The organism is Streptomyces sp. NBC_00876 (genome assembly GCF_045207435.1).
GTDB lineage: Bacteria > Actinomycetota > Actinomycetes > Streptomycetales > Streptomycetaceae > Streptomyces.
This window is the reverse complement of the sequence record NZ_CP108800.1, coordinates 8,384,439-8,404,995: the sequence shown is the minus strand read 5'-3', so window position 1 is coordinate 8,404,995 and position 20,557 is coordinate 8,384,439. Positions and strand designations below refer to the sequence as shown.

The 20,557-nt window shown below is 70.0% G+C and carries 16 protein-coding genes and 1 pseudogene; 8 read left to right on the top strand and 9 right to left on the bottom strand.

Features of this window, described 5'->3' with window-relative positions; genetic code table 11:
- Window positions 1-113: 113 nt before the first annotated feature.
- Entirely contained in the window at window positions 114-3,863 is a 3,750-nt protein-coding gene (locus tag OG782_RS36655; protein ID WP_406458611.1) for a S8 family serine peptidase, read from the bottom strand.
- 194 nt (window positions 3,864-4,057) lie between these two features.
- Between OG782_RS36655 and OG782_RS36650 the strand changes: the two genes are divergently transcribed.
- Complete coding sequence (locus OG782_RS36650; protein ID WP_406458609.1) at window positions 4,058-4,879, top strand: helix-turn-helix transcriptional regulator; 822 nt, start codon at window positions 4,058-4,060, stop codon at window positions 4,877-4,879.
- A 24-nt stretch (window positions 4,880-4,903) separates the two neighbouring features.
- Here the strand turns inward: OG782_RS36650 and OG782_RS36645 are convergent, their stop codons facing one another.
- On the bottom strand, window positions 4,904-9,001 hold the full coding sequence (locus OG782_RS36645; RefSeq protein ID WP_406458607.1) for a S8 family serine peptidase: 4,098 nt from the start codon (window positions 8,999-9,001) through the stop codon (window positions 4,904-4,906).
- A 335-nt stretch (window positions 9,002-9,336) separates the two neighbouring features.
- Here OG782_RS36645 and OG782_RS36640 point away from each other — a divergent pair, with 335 nt between their 5' ends.
- The 3 genes from OG782_RS36640 (at window position 9,337) to OG782_RS36630 (ending at window position 12,191) form a co-directional block, all read left to right on the top strand.
- Window positions 9,337-10,083, top strand: a complete 747-nt coding sequence (locus OG782_RS36640) for a phosphotransferase family protein (protein WP_406458605.1) — start codon at window positions 9,337-9,339, stop codon at window positions 10,081-10,083.
- Window positions 10,084-10,137: 54 nt separating this feature from the next.
- Window positions 10,138-11,151, top strand: a complete 1,014-nt coding sequence (locus OG782_RS36635; protein WP_406458603.1) for an AAA family ATPase — start codon at window positions 10,138-10,140, stop codon at window positions 11,149-11,151.
- 146 nt (window positions 11,152-11,297) lie between these two features.
- Window positions 11,298-12,191 (top strand): hypothetical protein, encoded by an 894-nt coding sequence (locus OG782_RS36630; RefSeq protein ID WP_406458601.1) that lies wholly within the window; start codon window positions 11,298-11,300, stop codon window positions 12,189-12,191.
- 167 nt (window positions 12,192-12,358) lie between these two features.
- Here the strand turns inward: OG782_RS36630 and OG782_RS36625 are convergent, their stop codons facing one another.
- Window positions 12,359-12,811 carry an Lrp/AsnC family transcriptional regulator gene (locus tag OG782_RS36625; RefSeq protein ID WP_406458599.1) on the bottom strand — a complete coding sequence of 151 codons (453 nt, stop codon included), beginning with the start codon at window positions 12,809-12,811 and terminating at the stop codon, window positions 12,359-12,361.
- Between the two features lie 198 nt (window positions 12,812-13,009).
- Here OG782_RS36625 and OG782_RS36620 point away from each other — a divergent pair, with 198 nt between their 5' ends.
- Window positions 13,010-13,906, top strand: a complete 897-nt coding sequence (locus OG782_RS36620; RefSeq protein ID WP_406458597.1) for a DMT family transporter — start codon at window positions 13,010-13,012, stop codon at window positions 13,904-13,906.
- A 189-nt stretch (window positions 13,907-14,095) separates the two neighbouring features.
- On the opposite strand, the gene OG782_RS36615 is transcribed toward OG782_RS36620, so the two are convergent.
- From OG782_RS36615 to OG782_RS36605, 3 genes and pseudogenes are all read right to left on the bottom strand, one after another.
- Window positions 14,096-14,326 (bottom strand): helix-turn-helix domain-containing protein, encoded by a 231-nt coding sequence (locus OG782_RS36615; protein ID WP_406458595.1) that lies wholly within the window; start codon window positions 14,324-14,326, stop codon window positions 14,096-14,098.
- A pseudogene (locus OG782_RS36610) lies at window positions 14,326-14,442 on the bottom strand (DUF2975 domain-containing protein); the annotation flags it as partial. The gene OG782_RS36615 and the pseudogene OG782_RS36610, both read right to left, overlap by 1 nt.
- A gap of 318 nt (window positions 14,443-14,760) precedes the next feature.
- The gene (locus tag OG782_RS36605; RefSeq protein WP_406458593.1) at window positions 14,761-15,726 is read right to left on the bottom strand and encodes a helix-turn-helix transcriptional regulator; all 966 of its coding nucleotides are present in this window, start codon (window positions 15,724-15,726) and stop codon (window positions 14,761-14,763) included.
- Between the two features lie 63 nt (window positions 15,727-15,789).
- Between OG782_RS36605 and OG782_RS36600 the strand changes: the two genes are divergently transcribed.
- Both OG782_RS36600 and OG782_RS36595 read left to right on the top strand, forming a co-directional pair.
- Window positions 15,790-16,176, top strand: a complete 387-nt coding sequence (locus OG782_RS36600; protein WP_406458591.1) for a VOC family protein — start codon at window positions 15,790-15,792, stop codon at window positions 16,174-16,176.
- Window positions 16,177-16,178: 2 nt separating this feature from the next.
- Window positions 16,179-16,526, top strand: a complete 348-nt coding sequence (locus tag OG782_RS36595; protein ID WP_406458589.1) for a putative quinol monooxygenase — start codon at window positions 16,179-16,181, stop codon at window positions 16,524-16,526.
- Window positions 16,527-16,586: 60 nt separating this feature from the next.
- On the opposite strand, the gene OG782_RS36590 is transcribed toward OG782_RS36595, so the two are convergent.
- From OG782_RS36590 to OG782_RS36580, 3 genes are all read right to left on the bottom strand, one after another.
- Complete coding sequence (locus tag OG782_RS36590; RefSeq protein WP_406458587.1) at window positions 16,587-17,849, bottom strand: hypothetical protein; 1,263 nt, start codon at window positions 17,847-17,849, stop codon at window positions 16,587-16,589.
- Window positions 17,850-18,224: 375 nt separating this feature from the next.
- Window positions 18,225-18,524, bottom strand: coding sequence for a hypothetical protein (locus OG782_RS36585; protein WP_406458586.1), 300 nt, complete (start codon window positions 18,522-18,524; stop codon window positions 18,225-18,227).
- A gap of 173 nt (window positions 18,525-18,697) precedes the next feature.
- Window positions 18,698-19,045 (bottom strand): VOC family protein, encoded by a 348-nt coding sequence (locus OG782_RS36580; RefSeq protein WP_406458578.1) that lies wholly within the window; start codon window positions 19,043-19,045, stop codon window positions 18,698-18,700.
- 847 nt (window positions 19,046-19,892) lie between these two features.
- Between OG782_RS36580 and OG782_RS36575 the strand changes: the two genes are divergently transcribed.
- Window positions 19,893-20,405, top strand: a complete 513-nt coding sequence (locus OG782_RS36575; protein ID WP_406458576.1) for a hypothetical protein — start codon at window positions 19,893-19,895, stop codon at window positions 20,403-20,405.
- Window positions 20,406-20,557 lie beyond the last annotated feature (152 nt).

The following is a 20,557-nucleotide window of genomic DNA, read 5'->3' as shown; positions in this document are numbered from 1 at the left end:
CGAATCCTTGCAGCGCCGGGGCTCTCAACCAGGCTCACGGAGTGGCGACTTGACGACGCGTCGCAGATCCGCCACCGCGGGGCCGCCCGGTGGGGGCGACCCCGCGGTGTCCCTCAACGGACTTCGTACGCGCGGATCATCGTCTGGTCGACCCGCGCCCCGTGCACGTCGGCGAGCGTGACGCGCAGGTGCACGAACGTGCCTGCGGGCGCGTCGCCCGGAACCGTCGCCCGCCACGCGCCGTGGGACCTCCGCACGTCCGCGCTGTGCCAGTCGGTGACCGCGTCCATGGTGGCCTGGTCACCGTAGGCGTACTGCACCTCGACGGCGCCCAGGGCCACCGGGCCGTCCGCTCCGTCCACGACGGCGCCGATGCCGATCGTGGTGCTCTCCCCCGCCGGGCGTGCGTTGCGCAGGTCCGACGGGAGGTCGAGGACCGGGACGAGGAGGCGCTGGGCACCCTGGTCGGCGGCACCGGAACGGAAGTCCCACTGCGTGCTGTACGCGAGACCGGTGCGGTCCGCGGCCGACAGCGGCCGGCGCCAGCTCTGACGGAACGTCACGTCGGCGGTGTCCCGCTGCAGTTCGAAGATGCCCGACACCAGAGCCTGCGGTTCGCCGTTCACCAGCAGCTGCCGGGTGCCGTAGTCGTTCCGGCCGGCGGTGGAGTCGTGGCCGCCGGCGTCGCCGAACGGGGCGACGGTGAAGGCCAGCCGATTGCTGTCGCGGGTCATCAGCGCGGCGCTGTAGGTGTTGCGCACGGGGCCGTACGGCGACTTGTACCAGTACGCCACCGACTTGCCCCGCGACGCCTTGCGCGGGCCGTCATAGGCGGTGCCGCCGTTCGGGCCGAGGTCGCGGCGCATCAGGGTCGTCCATGTCAGGCCCTCGCTGCCCGACGGTGTGAAGTACTCGGTGCGCTGCTGCGGGGCGTGCAGCGGCAGTGTCGTGCCGCCCGCCCACACGGCGGGCATGCCGGGCAGGCCCACCTTCACGTCGGACCAGTACGTGGCATCGCCGGTGGCCTGCTGTACGTGGTAGCGGGCGTCGGTGACGGCGAGCCCGCTGTCGCGCACCCGCTGGGTGCCGGGCCGGATCGCGTCCTTCGAGACGTGGGCCAGGTTGTAGACGTACGGGCTGTTCGCGGTCGCGGTGCCGGACCAGCCGATCTTCGCCGAACCCGACTGCGCGGCCTCGGCCTTGAGGGTGAGCGCGTCGTCCCAGGTGATGGTGGCCTGCGGAACACCGCCCTCGGGGCCGGTGATCTGGAAGCGGCCCCCGCTGTCGGGTACGGCGGCCAGGACGCCGGCGGCGCCGGCCTTCGCGGCGGCCGTTTCCCAGGTGTAGGCGTTGCCGCCCCCGGTGCCCGCGTCGACCAGGGCGACCTTGCCCTTCAGGTCGTGGGCCGCGAAGCCGTCGTCCGTGCCCTTGCCGATCGCGACGACCTCGGCTGTGCCCCTGCCGTCGAACTCCGTCGCCTTCTGCACCGGCAGCGAGTCCAGCACCCGTCCGCCTCCCGAGGTGAACCGGGCGAGCGGAGCGGTCTGCCGCGCCGAGGCGAGGAACGTGACCTTGTCGGCGTGCCCGACCGGCTGGGCGTAGATCGCCTTGGCGTACGAGGGGACGGAGGTGGCGTAGCCGGCGAGCAGCCGTCCGGCGCTGTCCAGGCCGTAGGTCAGCCCGATCGCGAACCCGTTGAGCCGGCTCGCGCGGTCGGTGTCCCACGCGACCCGCTCGGCGTCGCGCGCGTCGAGGGTGACCGTGGTGTCGCCGGAGACGGTGAGTTCCGGCCGGTAGAGCTGCGACACCGAGGCCACACTGCCGATGCTGCCCGGCTCGTCCCGGGTCATGATCAGAGCGCTGAGGGCGTACGCGCCGAGCGGCACCCGGATCGTGGTGCTGCCCGCGGCCGGGTAGCCGAGGGTGTACCGCTTCGCGGTGTCGCGATGGTCGTCGAACAGCTGGAACGCCGACGGGGATTCCGCCGGGTCGCCGTGCCGGTCGAGCCCCTTGACGGTCAGGTCGGCCGACGGCACCTCCAGGTGCACGCCGAAGGGGACGGTGACGCGCACGCCGTGGGCGCCCGTACCGAGGAGGCGGCCGGTGAGCGTGCCGTAGTCACCGGCGTCGAGCTTCGCCGCCGGGTCGATGCGGACCGGCACGTCGGCGGTGCCGTTCGCCGGGACGGTGACCTTGGTACGGGCCGCCTCGGCAAAGCCGTGGACGCGCGAGCCGTCGTCGCCGCGCACATCGCGCACGTCGAGGGTGAGGGTGACGTCCCTGTCCGTGACGTTGGTCAGCGTGATGGTCCTGTCGACCGGCTGGAGTCCGGACTGCGGATACGCGAAGTCGCCGAGCAGCGGGCCGGGTTCACCCACCACCGGCTGGGACATCGCACGGGCCACGTCCATCGGGCCTGCGCCCTGGTCCAGGACGGGGGCGTCGGTGTCCTTCGCCGAAGAGGTGAGCAGCGCCTTGAGGCGGGCCGGTGCGAGGCCGGGGTGCTGCTGGAGGAGGAGCGCGGCGCCGCCGGCGACGTGCGGGGTGGCCATCGAGGTGCCGGACATCGACTGGTACGCCTGGGCGCCACGCCCGCCCGCCCGCGCGGCGACGACGTCGACGCCCTGGGAGGCGATGTCGGGCTTGGCGTTGATCCCGTCGGCGGAGGGGCCGCGGCTGGAGAACGACGCGGTCTCGTCGTGGCGGTCGACGGCGCCGACGGTGAGGGCGCTCGGCGCGCAACCGGGCGTGGAAACGGTGCCGCGCAGCGAGGCGTTGCCCGCCGCGATGACGAACAGGGCCTTGTCGCCGAGGCGCTGGACCGCTTCGACGTCGGGGCCGGAGCAGCTGGTGGAGCCGTCGGCGCCGAGCGACATGGACACCACCTTCGCGCCTTCGGCGACGGCCCATTCCATGCCGTTGACGATGCCGCTGAGTGTGCCGGAGCCGTCGTCGCCGAGCACCTTGCCGACGAGCAGCCCGGCCCCCGGTGCCATGCCCGCGTACCGGCCGTCGGACGCTGCGCCGGTGCCCGCGATGGTGGACGCGGTGTGGGTGCCGTGGCCGGTGCGGTCCTGCGCGTCCTGGCCGTTGACGAACACCTTGGTCTGCGTGATCCGGCCGGCGAGGTCGGGGTGGTCCGCGTCCGCGCCGGTGTCCAGGACTGCGACCTTGACGCCGGAGCCGTCGAGCCCCGCCTTGTGGGCGGTGCCGGCCCCGGTGAGCGGGACGGTCGGGGTGCCGAGTGCGTCGGCGGCGCTTCCCCTGACCTTGGCGTCCAGCCAGATCTTGGTGACACCGCCGGCCGAGCGTGCCGAAGCCTTCGCCGGGGTCAGGTCCTGCCACGCGTCGGCGGCGGACTCCTTCGCGACGTCGAGGCCGGCGCCGCCGATGGAATCGAGCGTGGCGGTGGTCCGGGTACCCGGCCGGGCGGTCCGCGGTGCGCGGCCGCCGGCGTACTCGACGATCACCGGCATCGTGGCGGAGTGCGCGTCGTCGTAGCCGTCGGCGACGAGTCCTCCGATGTCGAAGAGCCGTATGTCGACGAGTCCGGCGTCGACCAGCTTCTCGACGCCCTGCGGGAAGACATAGGTGCGAGTTCCGTCCTGCCAGACGGCGGCGGGGTGGTCGGTGCCGTCCACGGGACGGGGTGCGGCCGACAGGATCCGGCCGTCGGGGGCCAGTCGCGCATCGACCACGTCACCGGTGACGAGGGTGACGGTCACGGTGCGGGCCGCCGCACCACCTGCACCGGTCGGCGGGGGGGCCGTGGCACCGGCGTGCGCTGCGGGTATGCCGACGGCCATCAGGGCGACGGTCGCGAGGCCGGCGGCCGTGGACCGCCATGGTCGGGTGCGTCTCACGGAACAGCTCCTGGTCGAAAGGGGTGATGGACCAGCAGCGTCGCCAATTCCTCACCGCCATGGGTGTGTTCGGGCTGGCGAGTGGCCGCCATGACGTAATCCCGACATGGGCGGCACCTCGGATGCGTACACCCCCGAAGCCCTGCCGAGGGGGGCCCTGCCCCTGCGCGCACGACGGCGGCGAGACTAGGGGCATGTCGTCTGTTCCAGAAACACCGTCCTCACAGCCCACCGGCGCCGCGACGTCCGCCCCTGCCCTGCGCGCGTCACTCGTCGAGCTGCAGGAGCAACTGCGCGGAACCGACGCCGTGCTGACCCGGCTGCTGAGCCGGTGGCAGCCGGGCGCGGGCGGGAACGACGAGCACTTCGTCAGAGTCTGGGAGAACCGGGCGGACCAGGCCCGCCGCATCCACGAACTGGAGTACGCGGCCCGGACTTCGCTGCTCGTCTTCCAGTCCGGGGCGAACACGGTCGCCCCCGTCCCGACGACGCTGCCCGACGAACCCGAGGAGCGCCAGGCGGACGCCACCGGGCCGGCGATGCGCAAGGACGGCAACCCTGACGCCGCGTACCGCGTCGTCGTGGACCGTGACTTCCTCTCCGAGCCTGCCGCGCTGCGCGCACTCGACCAGCGTGTGGCGCAGGGCCACGACGTCCGCGTCGTCGACCAGCCGTTGGTCAAGCTGGTCGTCGCGGACGGCGAGACGGCGATGGTCCGGCTGGAGCCCGGACATTCGCTGGAGCTGCGGCCGCCGCTCGTACTGCTCGCCACAGAGCTGTTCGAGTCGGTGTGGCGCCGCTCGCGCCCGTATCTGCGCGAGGACGGCGATCTGAGTCCCACCGACCGCCGCATTCTGCAGCTGATGCTGTCCGGACTGACCGACGCGGCGACGGCCCATCAGCTGGGCACGTCGCCGCGTACGGTGCAGCGCCGGGTGCGGGCGCTGATGGATCTGGCCGCCGTGGCGTCACGCGTTCAGCTGGGCTGGTACGCGATGCGCAACAACTGGGTGTGAGCACCCGCCGCGGCGGCCCTGCGCCTACATCAGGTCCAGGTAGTCCTCCAGCGACTTGCCGCGCAGGCGCTTGACCGGGTCGGTGTAGTGGTCGGCCGTGCTGTTCTGCGCCAGGTAGTTGTCCTTCACCCAGGCGAGATCCTTCACGCCGACCGTGCCGTCGTGGTCGATGTCGGCGGCGCGGTCGGCCGTCCCGCGCGCCGCGTACACGGCTGCCGCGTCCCGGACGTCGACGACGTCGTCGCCGTTGACGTCACCGGCGACGAGCACGGCCATCGAGCCGGCGCTGTTCCCGGCCACGCCCCAGGTGCCGTCCAGGCCGAGGTCGATGTCCTCGGTCCAGGTGAAGTGACCGGGCGCGGTCACCCGGAACCGGTACGGCTTGTCGGACGGAGTCAGCCCGCTGACGGAAATCCGGCCCGCCTTGTCCACGGCGACCTCGCGGCTGGTGCCGTCGGGCGAGGTGAGCGTCGCCTCGATGCCGTCGGCGGTGTGGTCGCGGACGTTGTCGTACGCGCCTTCCCTGGTGAGCAGGGCCTGGACGGCCGGGCGGGCGCCGAAGGTCGACGTCGGGTTGAGCATCCGCACCGCACCGTAGAACTGGATGTTCAGGTTCGTCTTGGTGCCCGCCGTGTCGACGGCGGACATGGCACCCGAGCTCAGGCCGGCATTCGTCGTCACCGTCCCACCGGTCACCTCGTACGTCACCTTCAGCAAGGGCATCGAGTCGCCGCTCAGGCCCGCGCTGTCGTCGACGTCGAAGGAGAGGGTGCTGTACGAGGACGATCCGGCCGACACGTCGGTGCGGCGGATCGCGGACGGGCCGTGTGCCTTCAGTTCGTCGGTCGGTTCGATGGAGACGAGCTTGACGTTCCGGTCGTCGTAGCGGATCTGCGAAGTGACCGTCCTCCAGTTCTTCAGCTCGTGTGCGGTCAGCGTGTATGTGACACGGTCCCCGGCCCGCGCCGATGACGCGCTCGCGTCGCCGACCACGTAGGGCGTGCCCTTCCTCATGATGTTGATCCGGCGGATGCCGCTGATGTTGCCGGCGGCGTCCGTGGGCCACAGCTTGAGCTGCGCGACGGGCGGGCCGACGGGAAGCTTGACCTGCCCGTCCACGGCCCCGTCGGACCCCGCCGGGAAGCTTCCTTCGGGCGCGTTCGGGTTGTAGAGCGAGTAGTACAGGCGGTTGTCGCTCTGGCCGATGTCGAGGCCCGCGGCGCGGATGTCGTCGGCCTGGGCGTCCAGCAGTGTGCCGGTCACGTGGAACGACGTGGCGTCGGCGGGTTGTTCGACGACGGTGGGGTGGGCCGGGTCCCAGGCTCCGTAGGCGTCCTCGTACGCGGGCAGTTCCGTGTCCACGTACACGTCACGCAGTTCGCTGTCGGTGCCGCCGGCGGCGTCCGTGCCGACGATGCGCAGCTTGTAGTGGCCGTCGTCGATGAAGCGGCCGCGCGGGTCGAACGGGGTGGCCTTGTCGCCGGTCGACGGGAAGTACCAGGGTCCGACAGTCGCCGGGCCGTACAGGACGCCCTCGGTGAGCCCGACGGTGTTGATGCCGCCGATGTAGCCGAGGTCCTTGCCGTCGGCGTCGGCGAGGAAGATGTCGATGCTGCGCAGCTGTCCGGCCATCCTCAGATTGAAGGTGGCCGCACCGCTCCCGACGGCTCCCTGGTCGGAACCCCGTCCGGTCGACATGACGGACTTGGTCATGTCGACCTCCTCGAACCCGGACTTGGCGACACGCATGCCGAACGGGACGTGCAGCGCGGGCATCCCGCTGCCGCTTCGCGGTGTCAGCGTGACCGTGCCCTCGTAGTAGCCGGCCGCGGCATCGGCGGGCACCCGCAGGGCGGCGGCAACGGACTTCTTGCCGTGGGCTCCGACCTTGATCCGGTCACTGGTGGTCAGGGTGATGTGCGAGGCGTCGGCGTCCGCGGAACCGCCGGAACCGCGTCTGAAGGCCGTCCGTACGTCGTACGTGACGGGCCTGCCGCTGTCGTTGACCACGCGCAGGGTGCGCTCGATGCTCGTGGCGCGGCCCACCGGCAGCACCCCGAGGTCCAACGCGCCCGTGACGGCGTCGACTTCGGTCTGCGAGCCGTCCACCGTGACGTGCGGGGTGGTCTCCGGGACCTGCACGGCTGCGGTGGCGTGCACGGCCGTGTACGGATCGACGGCTCCGGCACCGGCCTCGAAGACGCTGACGTCGCCGGGCAGTTCGGTCGCCGTGTTCATCAGCGCCGTCTTGATGTCGTCGGGGCTCAGTCCGCGGTCGTGCTGGAGCATCAGCGCGGCGGTGCCGGCGACGTACGGTGCGGCCATCGAGGTTCCGCTGAGGCGGGCGTACGCGTACGTGTAGTCGCCGCCGGCCGGGTCGATGATGTCGGCCGGTACGGACGACAGGACGCTGACGCCGGGCGCGGTGACCTCGGGCTTGATGGCCGCGCTGCCGTAGACCGGGCCGCGCGAACTGAAGTCGGCCAGTGCCCCGTCGCCGAGCCGGAAGGTTCCGGCCGGGGTGAACGAGACCTCGGCACCTGCTGCCGTCAGTGCGGCGCCGTCCGCCGCGGTCAACGAGAACGCCGGAACGTAGTTCGGGCTCTCACCGATGTAGTTCGGGATGTGCCCCTCGTCGGCGTTGTTGTTGACGAGGAGAACGGCCGCGGCGCCGTTGTCGTGTGCGCGTCGCACCTTCTCGTCGAGCGGGATGCCGCCACGCAGGACCAGGGCGGCCTTGCCGGTGATGTCCTTGCCGGTGTATCCGGCAGCGGTGCCGGTACCGACGCCGACGACCGCCAGGGGGCCGTCCGCCAGCTTGTCGAGGGCGTCGCCGTAGGGCTGGGCGAGCAGCCGGCCCTGCGCCGTCACCGATCCGGCGGTCAGCGTGTACGCGGGCAGCGTCAGCGGTTCGGAGTGGGCGCCGACCGTCAGCGAGAGGGCGGACGCGGCCGGAGTGGCGACGGTGCCCGGCTTCGGGCCACTGTTCCCGGCGGCGATGACGGTGGTGACGCCCGCGAGGACCAGGTTGTCGGCGGCTATGGACTGCGGGCTGAGCGGGTCGTTGATGGCGGCACCCAGGGACATGTTGACAACGTCCATGCCGTCGTCGGCCGCCTTGTCCATCGCGGCGATGATGTTGCTGGTACTGCCGCTGCCATAGGGGCCGAGGACCCGGTAGGCGTGGACGGAGGCACCGGGGGCGACGCCGTGCGCGGCCCGCGCCTTCGCCTCGGATCCCTGTCCGGCGATGATGCCGGCGACGTGGGTGCCGTGCTCGGTGTAGTACGTGGAACCCTGGTTGGTCTCGGCCTGGCCCGACGCCTTCCAGTCCTCGTACGTGGTCTCCATCGGGTCGGCGTCGTCGTCGACGAAGTCGTAGCCGCCCGCGTACACGCCCTTGAGGTCGGGGTGCCGGTAGTCGATCCCGGTGTCGATGATGCCGACCTTGACGCCCTTGCCGGTGATGCCTTCGGCGTGCAGGCGGGCCACGCCGCCGTCGGCGCCGCCGGTCTGCCCGCCGCCCGGCGCGGTGGCCTCCGGGTCGGAGAGCGCCTTCACCGTACTGTCCGGCCACACCGAGGCGACCTCGGCGTGGTCGAGCAGTTCGGCGACCCGGTCACCGGGCAGGCTGAGGCTGACCCCGTCGAAGCTGTGGGTGTAGCTGCGGTGCAGCCGGGGAGCCCGGGACTGCTTGCCGGACTTCCCCGCGGTGGCCTGCTTCTCGGGAAACATGTCCTTGAGCACGTCACGGAACGCGCCCTGTGCCTCGGTCACCGCGGCGCGCGCGTCCGTATCGCTGAGGCTGCGCCCTTGGGCGGCGGCAAGGAGGCGCGCGGTCCGGGCGGGCGGCGTGCGCAGTTGCACGATGACGTCGACGGGGTCGGCGGACTTCAGCGCCGCCTTGTCCGTGACGCGCAGGCCCCCCATGTCTAGCGTCGCCATCCGGTGCAGCGCCTGGCGCTCCTGGCCGTCCAGGGAGGCGAGCACGCCGAGGGCGTTAGGCGTGCTGCTGCCCGGGTTCGATGCGGCGACGGCCACGGGCGTCATGCCCGCCACAGCGGCGAGGACCGCGGCCGCCATCACCAGGGACAGGCGCCTTTGTTCCGGGACATGCGTCATGTTCACCTTGCTCCGCTCTGTACTTCACGGGGACCTTCGCACGATCATCGGCGCGTGACGGAACAACACGGAAGGGCGTCCGATGGCGCATTCACGACGTGTCGTCAAACCGCCATCACCGGCTCGGCACTCGGAGCAAGAGGCTGACAGGCCTATGCCGTGCGGACGTCCAGGGTCTTTCGTTAGGTCCAGGCCGGATCGGGGAGGGAGGGGGTCCGGTGCGTGCAGCTGCAAGGCGGAGGATGAGGCCGCTGGGATGCGGGACGCGGAAGCCGCGTGATCGCACGCAATAATCCCGGTGAAGTCGGCGATCATCCCCGGGATACTGGTCGCTCATGGATGAGGTCGAAGTCGTCGTCGCCCACTCCGAGCGCGCCACTCTGCGCGTCGGCGACATGTTCTTGAAGGTGGATCCCGATCAGGCGCGCATCGACGTCGAGGTCGAGGCGATGTCCCTCGCGCCGGTCCCGACCCCCGAGGTCCTGTGGCGCAGGCCGCCCGTCCTCGCAATCGCCGCTCTCCCGGGGACGACTCTTGGGCGCCTCGGCGGGCCGTCGACCGGGTCGCCGGCGGCGTGGGCCGCGGCAGGTGCCGCCATCCGGACGCTGCACGAAGCGCCCCTGCCGCCCCTGCCGGGCCGGGCCGGGCGGAGCGTCGCCGCGCTGGAGGCGGAACTCGACGCCGAGTGCGAGTTGCTCGTGACGAACGGCGTCCTGCCCGCCGACCTGGTCACCCGCAACCACCAGGTCGCCAAGGGCGCGCTCCGGCCGTGGACTCCGGCGTTCACGCACGGCGACCTGCAGATCGCGCACGTCTTCGTCGACGGCGACGAGGTCACCGGCATCATCGACTGGTCCGAGGCGGGCCAGGGTGATGCCCTGTACGACCTCGCCACCTTCACGCTCGGACACGAGGAGCACCTCGACGACGTCATCGCCGGCTACGGCACCGACATCGACCTCGACGTGATCCACGCGTGGTGGTCGTTGCGAAGCCTGCTGGCGGTCCGCTGGCTGATCGAGCACGGCTTCGACCCCTCCGCACCGGGCTGTGAGATCGATGTGCTGAGATCCCGTATGTGAAGCTGCGCGGGCCGGACTGCCACGGATGCGTTCTGGCACATGGAGGGACCGAGAGTGGGAAAGAAGCGAGCAGGGTGGCGACCGGACCGACTGCGCGAGCGGCGGGAGGCCAATGGCCTCACATTGGAAAGGGCGGGCGAACGGCTACGGGAGGTTGCTGAGAGGGCAGACCTCCATGGCATTCCAGCCACGAACCCGCAGACCTTGTGGCAGCACGAGCAGGGCGAGGTCTACCCCGGCCCCCACTACCGGCGCGCCTACTGCCTCCTCCACGGGGCCACAGAACCCGAACTGGGCTTCCGCACCGCTCTGCCGGGCGAGGAGACGTCCTTCCGGATCACGCCGAAGAGCGACCGGTTCGACGGTGCGCGCGTCCTTGCTGTCGAACGAGCCATTCACCGCATCCTGACCGGAAGTGAGGACGCGGGGCACCTCCCTCTCCAGCAGCGCATCATTGACGCTTCGCAGCGACGGCACACCGGGGGTGACCCGCACCGCCCGGTCCTGATCCTGGTCGGCGGATACGCCGGCAGTGGAAAGACAGAGTTGGCGAGGTTCTTCGTCCAGCTCACCGGCTGGCCGCTGCTCGACAAGGATCCGCTGACCGGGCCGCTCGTGGAGCGACTCCTGGTCGCACTGGGCGGCGACCCGAACGACCGGCACACAGAGCTCTACAGGGAGCAGGTCCGGTCGGTGGAGTACGACTGCCTCATGCAGGCGGCGATGGCCAGCATCAAGTGCGGAATCAGCACCGTGCTGAGCGCGCCGTTCATCGCGGAGATGACCGACCCGGCCTGGATGCAACGTCTTGCGAACCGGGCCGCCGGTCTGGGAGTCGACCTGTTCCCTGTCTGGGTTCGCTGCGACGAGGAATCGATGCGCGAGCACATCACCTTCCGCTCCGCAGCCCGGGACGCCTGGAAGCTCCAGCGCTGGGACGAGTACATGGCCACGATCGACCTGGACCTGCGCCCGACCGTGCCCCACCTGGTTGTCGACAACAGTCTGGGCACCGCAGTGACGCTCGCGGACCAGGCCCGGCAGGCACTGCGGGCGGTGCACCCATGACCGAAGTTGCAGACATGCCCCGCCCACGAGACACCCACGGTGCCCCACCCAGGGGCAGTTGGCTGTCCACAGACCCGGTAGGACGGGCAGGGAGGCGCAGGGGGCGTCCGCTCAGACGCCCCCTGCGCCTCCCGTAGGCTCCCGGCATGTCCTTCGGGGTGGATGCGCGGGAACTGTACGAAGCCCTGGCGTGGTGCGAGGGGGTGGAGCCGTACGAGACGATCGTCGTGCCGTGGGTTGATCGGGCCCAGGACGGCTACCGCGCATGGCTGGCCACGGCGGCCGAGGACGACTCATGGTGGGCCGAGAAGAAGACGGAGCCCGACGGCCAGGAACTCGTGTGGGAGCTCTACGCCCTGCACCGCGTCAGCGACCGGCTGCTGCTCACCTTCGAGCCTTCATCCGACGAGCCCGACTCCCCGGACCTGCGGCCCTTGATCTCGGAGCGCGAGTATCTCGACTTGTTCACCTCGCTCGGCATGACCCCGTTCGATGGCACCGACGCGTTCGACCCGTTCCTCCACGAGATCGTCGAGGTCGAACAGGCCGACGACCCGCACGCGCCGATTGAGATCACCGAGGTCCTCCTGCCCGGCCTGATGCTGGGCCGGCTTCTGTTCAGCCGGGCCGGCGTGCGGATCCGCGCCGGCATCGAGCACGCACAGCGCGGCGTCGCGGACCGCTCGCCGTTGTACTGGACGTTCCGGCGCCGTCACCGGCCAACGGTCGACCTGTCCCAGGGCTGGGGCCGCAATTCCCAGTGGCGCACCGACTTCCGACTTGACTACCGGACCCCGGCCGGCGATCGGCTCAACGTGGCAGGGGATCGTCCGATCGACGGCCGTGCCGACCTGCACCCCGACCACCCGGAGAATCTCAGCCCTGAGGAGAGGCTTCTGGCGCCCGGCGACCGGCGTGAGCTACTGCGCCACCGCTGCTTCCTGCGCGCACCCGAGGCCGCGTTCGCCCTGGCCGGATCCCCCGGCTGGGAGCAGGATCTGATGCCCTTCGACTGGCGGCTTCCGGATTCCGAGACCTGACCCCGGGACTCTTGCCGCGCATAGGCGTCGATGGGCTCTGTCAGCGCGCCGTCCATCACCCGCAGCGCCTGGTGTTCCGGCGAACTCCTTGATCACGACGCGGGGATCCGGCTCGGCTCCCCTCCCGGCGTCTCCGGTCGCCGAGAGAGACGTGACCCGACAAACTCTCACATCGGCTCGATGATCTTCTTCCGCAGGTGCCCGTAGATCACCGAGGTGCGTACGTCTGCGAGCTCCTGCCGCTCGGTCAGCTTGTCCAGAACCACGGAATGCAGCTGATCGGTGTCGCGGACCGCGACATGGAGGAGGAAGTCGTCGGTGCCCGTCAGCACGAACACCGCGATCACCTCGGGCATGCGCGCCACGAAGGCTTTGAACTGCTCGATGACCGCACGCGTCGGCGGCCGGACCCGCACGGCGATCATCGCTTGCAGCCCCCGGTCCAGCGAGGGGAGGTCCACCTCAGCATGGAATCCGAGCAGCACACCGCGCTCACGGAGCGCGCGCACTCGCTCCAGGCAGGTGGAGGGCGCGATACCCAACTCCTGTGCCAGGTCCCGGTTGGTGCGCCGACCGTCTTGCTGCAGAAGTCGCAGCAAGGTCGAATCTAGTTCGTCCACGTTCCGCCCCGCACCTCAGTATCCGAACTATGTTCGTCCAGTTTGCCATTCTTCCGGATTGATTTCTAGCGTTCCCCTCACAATCCCGTTCATGGTTCGCACCCCTGCCGTGCGGGTCAGGGCGGAGTCGGGGTTCGGGACGAGAGGGCATCAGCCGTGGAAGAACGGAAGACGAGGGCTCTGGCGATCTGTGCAGTCGTGGCAGCCGCGCTGTTGTGGAGCAGCTCCTACGCGGTGACCAAGGAGGTGCTGGCGGACGTCGGGCCGCTGACCATCGGGGCCATCCGCTTCACCGTCGCCGCCGTACTGCTCGCGATCATGGTGCGTATGCGACGCAACCCGGCCGCCCCGCCGGATGCCCGCCGGCGGCGGATGATCCACCTGAGCGGCCTGCTCGGCATCACGGCCTACTTCGTGCTGGAGAACATCGGCGTCGAGCTGTCGACCGCCTCGGACGCCTCCCTGATCGTGGCCACCTATCCGCTGATGACCATGCTTCTGGAGCTGGCTCTCCTGCGGACCAGGATGCCGCTGCTCCGGGTCAGCGGCGTGCTGCTCGCCGCGCTGGGAGCCTTCCTGGTCGTCCGCAACGGGGCGGAAGTCGGAGGCGGCGAACGCTGGTCCGGCGACGTTCTTCTCCTGCTCGGCGGTCTGATGTGGGCCGGATACAACGTGCTGGGCAAGTACGCGGGCCGCGGGCAGGACGCGGTGAGCCTCACCTACCACCAGACTGCGGCAGGCGCCGCCGGCTTCCTCCTCGTCTCGCTCCTGGAGACCGGGGAGTGGCGGGTGCCGGACGCTTCGGCCTCGGTGATGCTCGTCTATCTGGCCGTGGCTTGTTCCGTCGGCGGATTCCTCCTCTACAACTACGGACTGCGCAGGATGACTTCGAGCGTCGCGGTCAACATTCTCAACCTGGTTCCCGTGTTCGGTGTGCTCGGTGCCGTGGTGATCAACAAGGAGACGGTCCAGCTCACGCAGGCCCTTGGCGGGATGGTCATCATCGCCGGTGTGGCACTCGGATTGATCGAACGCCGGGCAGTCGTCCAGAAGGCCGCGGTTCCCGAGCCGAGTCCGGTCACCGATCGCATCTGAAGGCCTGGAGGGCCCAGCCCTCCGGAACCCGAACCCGCATGAGGGCCGGCGCACGTCCGGGGCCAGGGCCCGCCGAACTCGCGCCGAGCGGGGGCGGAGACCCGGCCGATCCGCCCGGGTCGACCACTGCATACCAGGCCATCGCGTACGCCTGCGCCCCAGGCGATCTCGCACCCGCCCCGGGGCAGGTCATCCGCCCGCGGCGTCCTCGGCGTCCTCGGCCTCCCAGCGCAGCAGGTCGCCCGGCTGGCACTTGAGCGCCTCGCAGAGCGAGGCGAGCGTCGTGAAGCGCACCGCATTGGCGCGGCCGCTCTTGAGTACCGCCAGGTTGGCGGGCGTGATCCCGACGCGGTCCGCGAGCTCGCCCACGGACATCTTCCGCCTGGCCAGCATCACATCGGTGTCGACGGTGATCGGCATCAGATCACCTCGTCCAACTCGGCCTGCATCTGTGCCGCTTCGACATCACGCGCGAGGGCCTGGGCGAGCAGCATCCGCAGCACGTGCACGATGAGTGCGACCCCCAGGACGGCCACGTAGGATCGCGATCAATCTGTTCGGCACACCGAGGGCAAGACCCACATGAGCGCCGTCCTGGCCATGATCCACATACGCGCTGCGGTCCGACGCAACGCCCCGAACTCCTGGCCACTCACAACCATGCCCTGAATCCATGCCGAGACCCCGATCTGCGGGGCGCAGGCACCGAAACAGCGGTCGGGCGGCGTGGGGGTGGTTCCCGCGGGGATGGTCGCGGTGGGGTGGGACGGTGGGTACGACAGCGTCTCCCCCTGCACCCGGCAGGGCAACCGATTTGGGGGCCGGTCCGCGTACGCTCCCTGTGCAATGTGTCTCTACCGGGGCTGATCGTGGTCGTTGTCCTCGAACAGTTCCCGGGTACGGCGCAGCAGGGCTTCCCGTACGTCGTCCGGTGACAGGACCCGCAGGGGTGTGGCCAGGCCGAGGAGGTACCTGGCGAGCCCGTCCGCGTCGGGGCCCCCGATGTCGACGATTGTGTGGTCGGGGCCTTCCGGGCGATGGGTTCCGACCGTCGGCGGGATCAGCTCGAGCGCCTGCTCCACGGGCAAGCGGAGACGGATCGTCGCATAGAGCGGGTAGGCTCCGGTCGCGATGGAGCGGGAGACAAGCAGCGCCGGGTCGGGTGGGTCGATGAGCTCCACCGGGCGCCCGGTGGACTGTATCCGGCCAACTCTGTCAGCCCGGAATGTACGCCATTCGTCCCGCGTCACGTCCCGGGCGACGAAGTACCAACGGCGTCCGGTGTGCACCAGACGGTAGGGGTCGACATCCCGGACGGTGGCCGTCCCCTCCCGATCGCGGTACGAGAGTCGGCAACGCTCGGCCCGGCGACAGGCACCGGCCAGTTCCAGGAGCATGCCGGGCGCGATCTGCGGCGCGTCGGGTCTTGTCGTGTGAACAAAGGCGTCGTCCATTTCGCCCAGCCGGTCCGCGATGCGGCCTGGCAGAACCTGACGCAACTTCAGCAGAGCGGACAGTGCGGCCTGGTCACCGCCGAGAACGCCGCTGAGTGCGGCCTCGCGCAGTGCGATGGCCACCGCGAGTGCCTCTGAGTCATCGAGGATCAACGGCGGCAACCGGGATCCGGGGCGGAGGCGATAGCCGCCCCAGGGACCGGGGTCGGACTCGACTCCGTAGCCGAGCTCCCGAAGCCTGGCGATGTCCCGCCTCACAGTGCGCTCGGTGACCGTCATACGGCCTGCCAGTTCGCTGCAGGTCCACGACGGCCGCGAGGACAGCAGCGACACCAGTCGCAGCAGGCGGGCGGATGTGCTGATCACACCGTGAAGTGTCCCGCATGACCAGGACCGAATCTGTCCTGGTCCCGTCATAGCGTCTTCCCCATGACCACTGGAAACACGTCCGTACCGGCGATCCGCTACTCGGCAGTCACCTTCGACTGCCCCGACCCTGCCGAACTGGCCCGCTTCTACGGCGAGGCCCTCGGCCTTTCCGTCGCCTACTCCACCGACGACTTCGTCCTGCTCGGCCAGGAGGGATCGGCCGGACTGGGATTCAACCGGCTGACCGACTACAGGCGTCCCACCTGGCCAGACCCTTCTCAGGAGAAGCAGGCCCACATCGAACTGGGCGTCGACGACCTGGACGCCGCGCATGCCCACCTGCTGGCCCTGGGTGCGGTCGAGCCCCCGGCCCAGCCCCAGCCCGACCGGTGGCGCGTCCTGCTGGACCCCGCCGGCCACCCGTTCTGCATCACCACCCTGGTCTGAACATGATCGGCAGATTGATGACCATGACCGCGTACCCGGGCAAGGGAGGCGAACTCGCCGCCGTTCTGCTGAAGGTCGCGGAGAGGCTGGATGGCTTCCCCGGCTGCGAGATCTACCTGATCAGCCAGGAGGCAGCCAACCCGGACACGGTGAACGTCATCGAGGTCTGGCAGGACGAGAACAGTGCGCAGGCCGCCCTCGCCGCTCCGGTGGACGCCGGCAGTCCCGACCCCGCAGATGTCCTCGCGCTGCTGTCGTCCCCACCGCACCGCACGGACCTCGCTGTCCTGGGCGGTGTGGGCCTCCCTGCTACCGACGGCCGGTCCTTACGACCCCCGCCGCAGGAATAGCCGCCGTCGCCCGCGCCATCACGTGGCCGGACCGGCCTCGTGGTGGAGAGCGGGTGCGCGTCAGATGCGGAGCGTCCCGGGGAACGCGCCGTGGCCGACGTCCGGTGCGGTGAGGGCCAGCCAGCCGTGGCCGCGCACGTCAGTGCCCGGGCCGACCTCGTCGGGGTCGACGGAGAGGTGTCCGCAGGCGGACCGGGCGCCCGCGGTGCCCGCGTTCGACGGAACGTGGTCGTACTCGGGATCGGCATCCGGGTCGTCTCCGGCGAGGGTCTCCCACGGCAGTGGATCGCCTTCCCATTCGGGGTCGCTCTCGGCTGCGTACTGACGGATCACCCGGCCGTTCTCGGCGACGATCCACACATCCGAGCCGCCGGCGTCGTCCAGGAAGAAGAGCTGAGCATGGCCGCAGTGGACACTGACCCGCTCGACCGTCTCGATCATGTCGTCCCAGGGGTCGCCAACGAGGAGGTCGAAGGGACCGAAGACCAGGCGCCAGCCGTCCAGTTCCGGGGTGACGAAGGCCCTCCCCACACTGTCGGGGCCGTCCTGCCCGAGCAGCCGGCCCTCCGCCGCCTCGACACCGGCGGCGACCGTGACAGGCCGTCGGTCGTGCAGGCCCAGCGCCTCGAAGACGCCCTCGTACGACGCCCCGGGCACCGCCATCCACCAGCCGCTCAGGACCGATGAAGGAAGCGTCGGAACCTCGTCCAGGATCTTCACCCGTATCAGCCGCTCGAGCGCCGCCCGGTCACGGTCGTCGAGGGCGTCGGCACCGCCGCCCGCCACAAGTGCGGCCATCGCGCCGCGTCGGATCCTCGGGGACGCGGCCGGGTCGTGACGCAGTGAGCGCAGCCGCGGCCGGAAGGATTCGTGCAGCAGGCGGGCGTAGTCGGATGCCTTGTAGGGGACGACGCGCCCCCCGGCGAACGTACGCACCAGGCCCATGAGTCCCGCCTCGGAGTCCACCCGCAGCCTGATGAGCCCCTGAAAGCCGCTGCTCGACTTCCCGTAGTCCGGATCGGCCGCCAGGGCGGCGTACTGGTCGGCGGAGCTCTCGTCGAACACCCTGAGGAGCCGCCCCGCCTGCCAGTCCGTCACTTCCTTGCGCCGCCAGGCCGCCAGCACACCGTCGAACGCCGGCGGACCGATGAGACTCAACGCCCGCATCACCGGCTGAAGACCGGCTGTGCGCTGCACCCCGGCCACCCCTCGGAGCAGTTCCGGCACCACGCTGTCGGCATGTTCCGCCAGCCGTGCGGCGGCGGCATCCACGCGTGCGGCGTCCTCGCTGTCGCGGTCCTCGAGAAGGGATTCGATCTTCATGCGGAGCACAGTAGCCCAGCGACCGGGCCCGCCCAGCGGGAAGGTGAACGCTCGAACTACCCACTCCAGCCAACTACTTCGACCAGAAGAGGCGCCGGCCAGACGACGCATCACCCACTCCCGCGCACGCCTTCCACGGACGGATCCCCATACGCCGACACGTGCCGTCCGAAGCGGTTGGATGTCCCGCACCTTGATCGCCTGTAGGTACCGGAGTGCCCACACGCGATGAGCGCGGTGCCCCTCGGCGAACCGCCAGCGAGGTCGAACCGGAGTACGGGACGCAGGTTCGCGGCCCTGGCCTAGCAACGCCCTCGAGGAACCCGAGCCCCTGACAGGGCTTTGGTCATCCTCGACCACCGTTGCGGGAAACCGTTAGGCTTCGTGCTCCCTGGCCGACGCGATACCCAGTCGAACCGCTTCCAGCAGCGTTTCCAGGCCCTGCGCCCGCTGCCACTCCTCGGCCGAATGGTGCCATGTGTGGTGCGCCGCAGGGGCTTCGGGTGAACCGGAGACGATCTCGACGGTCCGCCTCCCCTTCCGGTCGGGACCCGTGACCCGCAGGTCCATGTTCCGGATGTGGAACCGCTTCGGATAGCTGCCGAAGACCTCCAGGATCCGGCCGTCGAAGGTGTAGAACTCTCTACCTGCCCTGGCCGTGGTCTCGTCGGTCATGGGGTGACGCTACACGCGGGTACCCGAGGCCGTCAGGCCCCGGCCGCGAGCGGGTCCATCACCGCTCACACCGCCGGACGGACCGCCGCAGGAGACCGCGACGCCGTCCGAACCCGGCTTCACGCCTCCCTACAGCACCGGGACAGCCCGTTCGGCTGGTGCGGGCAAGGCAGTCAGCGGTGACCCAGCACATTGACGACCTGACCATTGGGGTCGCGTACGAAGAACCGCCGCACGCCCCACTCCTCGTCCTGCAACGGGTGAACGATCTCCGCACCGCTCTCCCGCATGACCGCATAGGCCGCATCCACGTCGTCCACCTCGACGCTCATGTCGGGGGTGACCGGCGCTGTCCTGTCATGGGTCATGATGCTGATCTGCGCGGTCGGGCTCGACGGGGAAGCGAGCGTCATAATCCAACCGTGGTTCATGACCTCCTCGAAGCCGAGCAGTCCGTAGAACTCCCGGCTCTCCTGCACGGCCTTCGAGTGAATGTTGGGCACGGCACGTCGAACAGACATTGACCACTCCAGGTGAGGACGAACCCGTCTCGCTGTCTCCCCAGGAGTATTACGGCACGTCCGTCGCCGCACGCCGTTTCGCAACACGCTCCGGCACAAGGAGGGGACCAGCGTGTCCATCGCTTTCCCCGAGTCCTTCCCGACGACTTCCCTCCCGAAGCCCTCCCGCAATTCCCAAGCCCTTCGGCGCAACGATCACCGCAGTCCGTCACCCAGGCAGTTCACCCGATCGAGGTCCCAGCCGAACATCGCAGGCGACGCCCCGAGGCGGACGGGACTGTGGCCAGTTGTCGCCGGCAGGCAGAAGAGCGGGGCGCAGAAGCCGCAGACTGCGCACTGGGAGCGGATACGGCAGTGCTGCCCGACGGCCATGACATGCCGAGTTCTCCGCACCCGCCGGTCAGCACTCATCCCGGCGACCGTCTCGACGGCGTGCGGTTCAGCTCCGGAAACCAATGGCGACATCGGGTGCGGGAACTGCCCGAACCGCCCGAACTACCCATGGCGATCAGGCTCGACCGAGTCGGTCAGCATGCCGCGCACGGTGCCTGTGACGGCCCTCAGATCGACGGCACAGCGCCCAGTCTCACGTGACGCTTCTCGCCGCCCGTCCGGAAACGACATACCTCGTTGAGCCCGCCTGTGGAACTTGTACTCAGCAGCGAGGCGGCGGGGCCGTGCGGTCGGACGACAACGACCCGGCCGGGTTCTCCGTGCAACTGGCTTCTGCGGAATCCGCATCCGGGTGGGATGCGAGCCGAGTCACGGCAGAACCACTCCGTCGTATATGGACCAGATCTCCTGCAACGTAGGCTCACGGATTGTGAACCAACAGGGTGAGGTCGGCATGACGCGCTATCTGGTCCTTCATGACTATGGGATGGGGGGTCTGTGGTGGTGGGTGTGGGCAGGCTCGGCCGAGGAGATCACCGGTGCCTGTGCCGAGGTTGAGGTGGTCTCGGACCCGGATGTCATGAGCCGTGCCGAGACGTGGACCTTGGAAGAGGTCCGCCTTGACGATCCGGATCCGAATCCGCTGTCCAGCCTTCGCGCTCAGCGGGATGCCCAGCGTGGTCAGCCGGGATTCGGCTTCCTCGCGGGACGGGAGCGTGTGTGCCTGCGCTGGCCGGAGGACGATGAGGGAGACGTCTTCCTGATGGAACTCGGACCGGACGGCAGGCGGTTGCGGCAGGTTGAGGTCGGTCCGGACGGTGGTTCGGTCAAGACGGGCATCGAGGACTGGCCCTTCAACCCGCCGTTCGACCTTCATGATCCGCAGTATGTGCCGATGGAGATCGAACCTGCTGACTTTCAGGAAGCGTGGCAGCGGGCCCGTCACGAGTCCGAGTCCCAGGACTGATCAGGCAGGTTCGCTGCGGGGCAATATCCCCGGAGGGAGGGGCCCCGGGGCCGGGCGAGGGCATCGGCGGCATGGCCTCGGCGGCGACCAAGCGGTGGGGGCAGGGGCCAGGTTCGGCACGCGCTGCGTCATCAGCCGTTCGTAGTTGCCCG

Bases quoted from the DNA above. Each gene is read 5' to 3' on its own strand.
- OG782_RS36650 (WP_406458609.1), top strand. From the start codon at position 4,058: ATGTCGTCTGTTCCAGAAACACCGTCCTCACAGCCCACCGGCGCCGCG.
- OG782_RS36645 (WP_406458607.1), bottom strand. From the start codon at position 9,001: ATGACGCATGTCCCGGAACAAAGGCGCCTGTCCCTGGTGATGGCGGCC.
- OG782_RS36640 (WP_406458605.1), top strand. From the start codon at position 9,337: ATGGATGAGGTCGAAGTCGTCGTCGCCCACTCCGAGCGCGCCACTCTG.
- OG782_RS36630 (WP_406458601.1), top strand. From the start codon at position 11,298: ATGTCCTTCGGGGTGGATGCGCGGGAACTGTACGAAGCCCTGGCGTGG.
- OG782_RS36615 (WP_406458595.1), bottom strand. From the start codon at position 14,326: ATGCCGATCACCGTCGACACCGATGTGATGCTGGCCAGGCGGAAGATG.
- OG782_RS36600 (WP_406458591.1), top strand. From the start codon at position 15,790: ATGACCACTGGAAACACGTCCGTACCGGCGATCCGCTACTCGGCAGTC.
- OG782_RS36595 (WP_406458589.1), top strand. From the start codon at position 16,179: ATGATCGGCAGATTGATGACCATGACCGCGTACCCGGGCAAGGGAGGC.
- OG782_RS36590 (WP_406458587.1), bottom strand. From the start codon at position 17,849: ATGAAGATCGAATCCCTTCTCGAGGACCGCGACAGCGAGGACGCCGCA.
- OG782_RS36585 (WP_406458586.1), bottom strand. From the start codon at position 18,524: ATGACCGACGAGACCACGGCCAGGGCAGGTAGAGAGTTCTACACCTTC.
- OG782_RS36580 (WP_406458578.1), bottom strand. From the start codon at position 19,045: ATGTCTGTTCGACGTGCCGTGCCCAACATTCACTCGAAGGCCGTGCAG.
- OG782_RS36575 (WP_406458576.1), top strand. From the start codon at position 19,893: ATGACGCGCTATCTGGTCCTTCATGACTATGGGATGGGGGGTCTGTGG.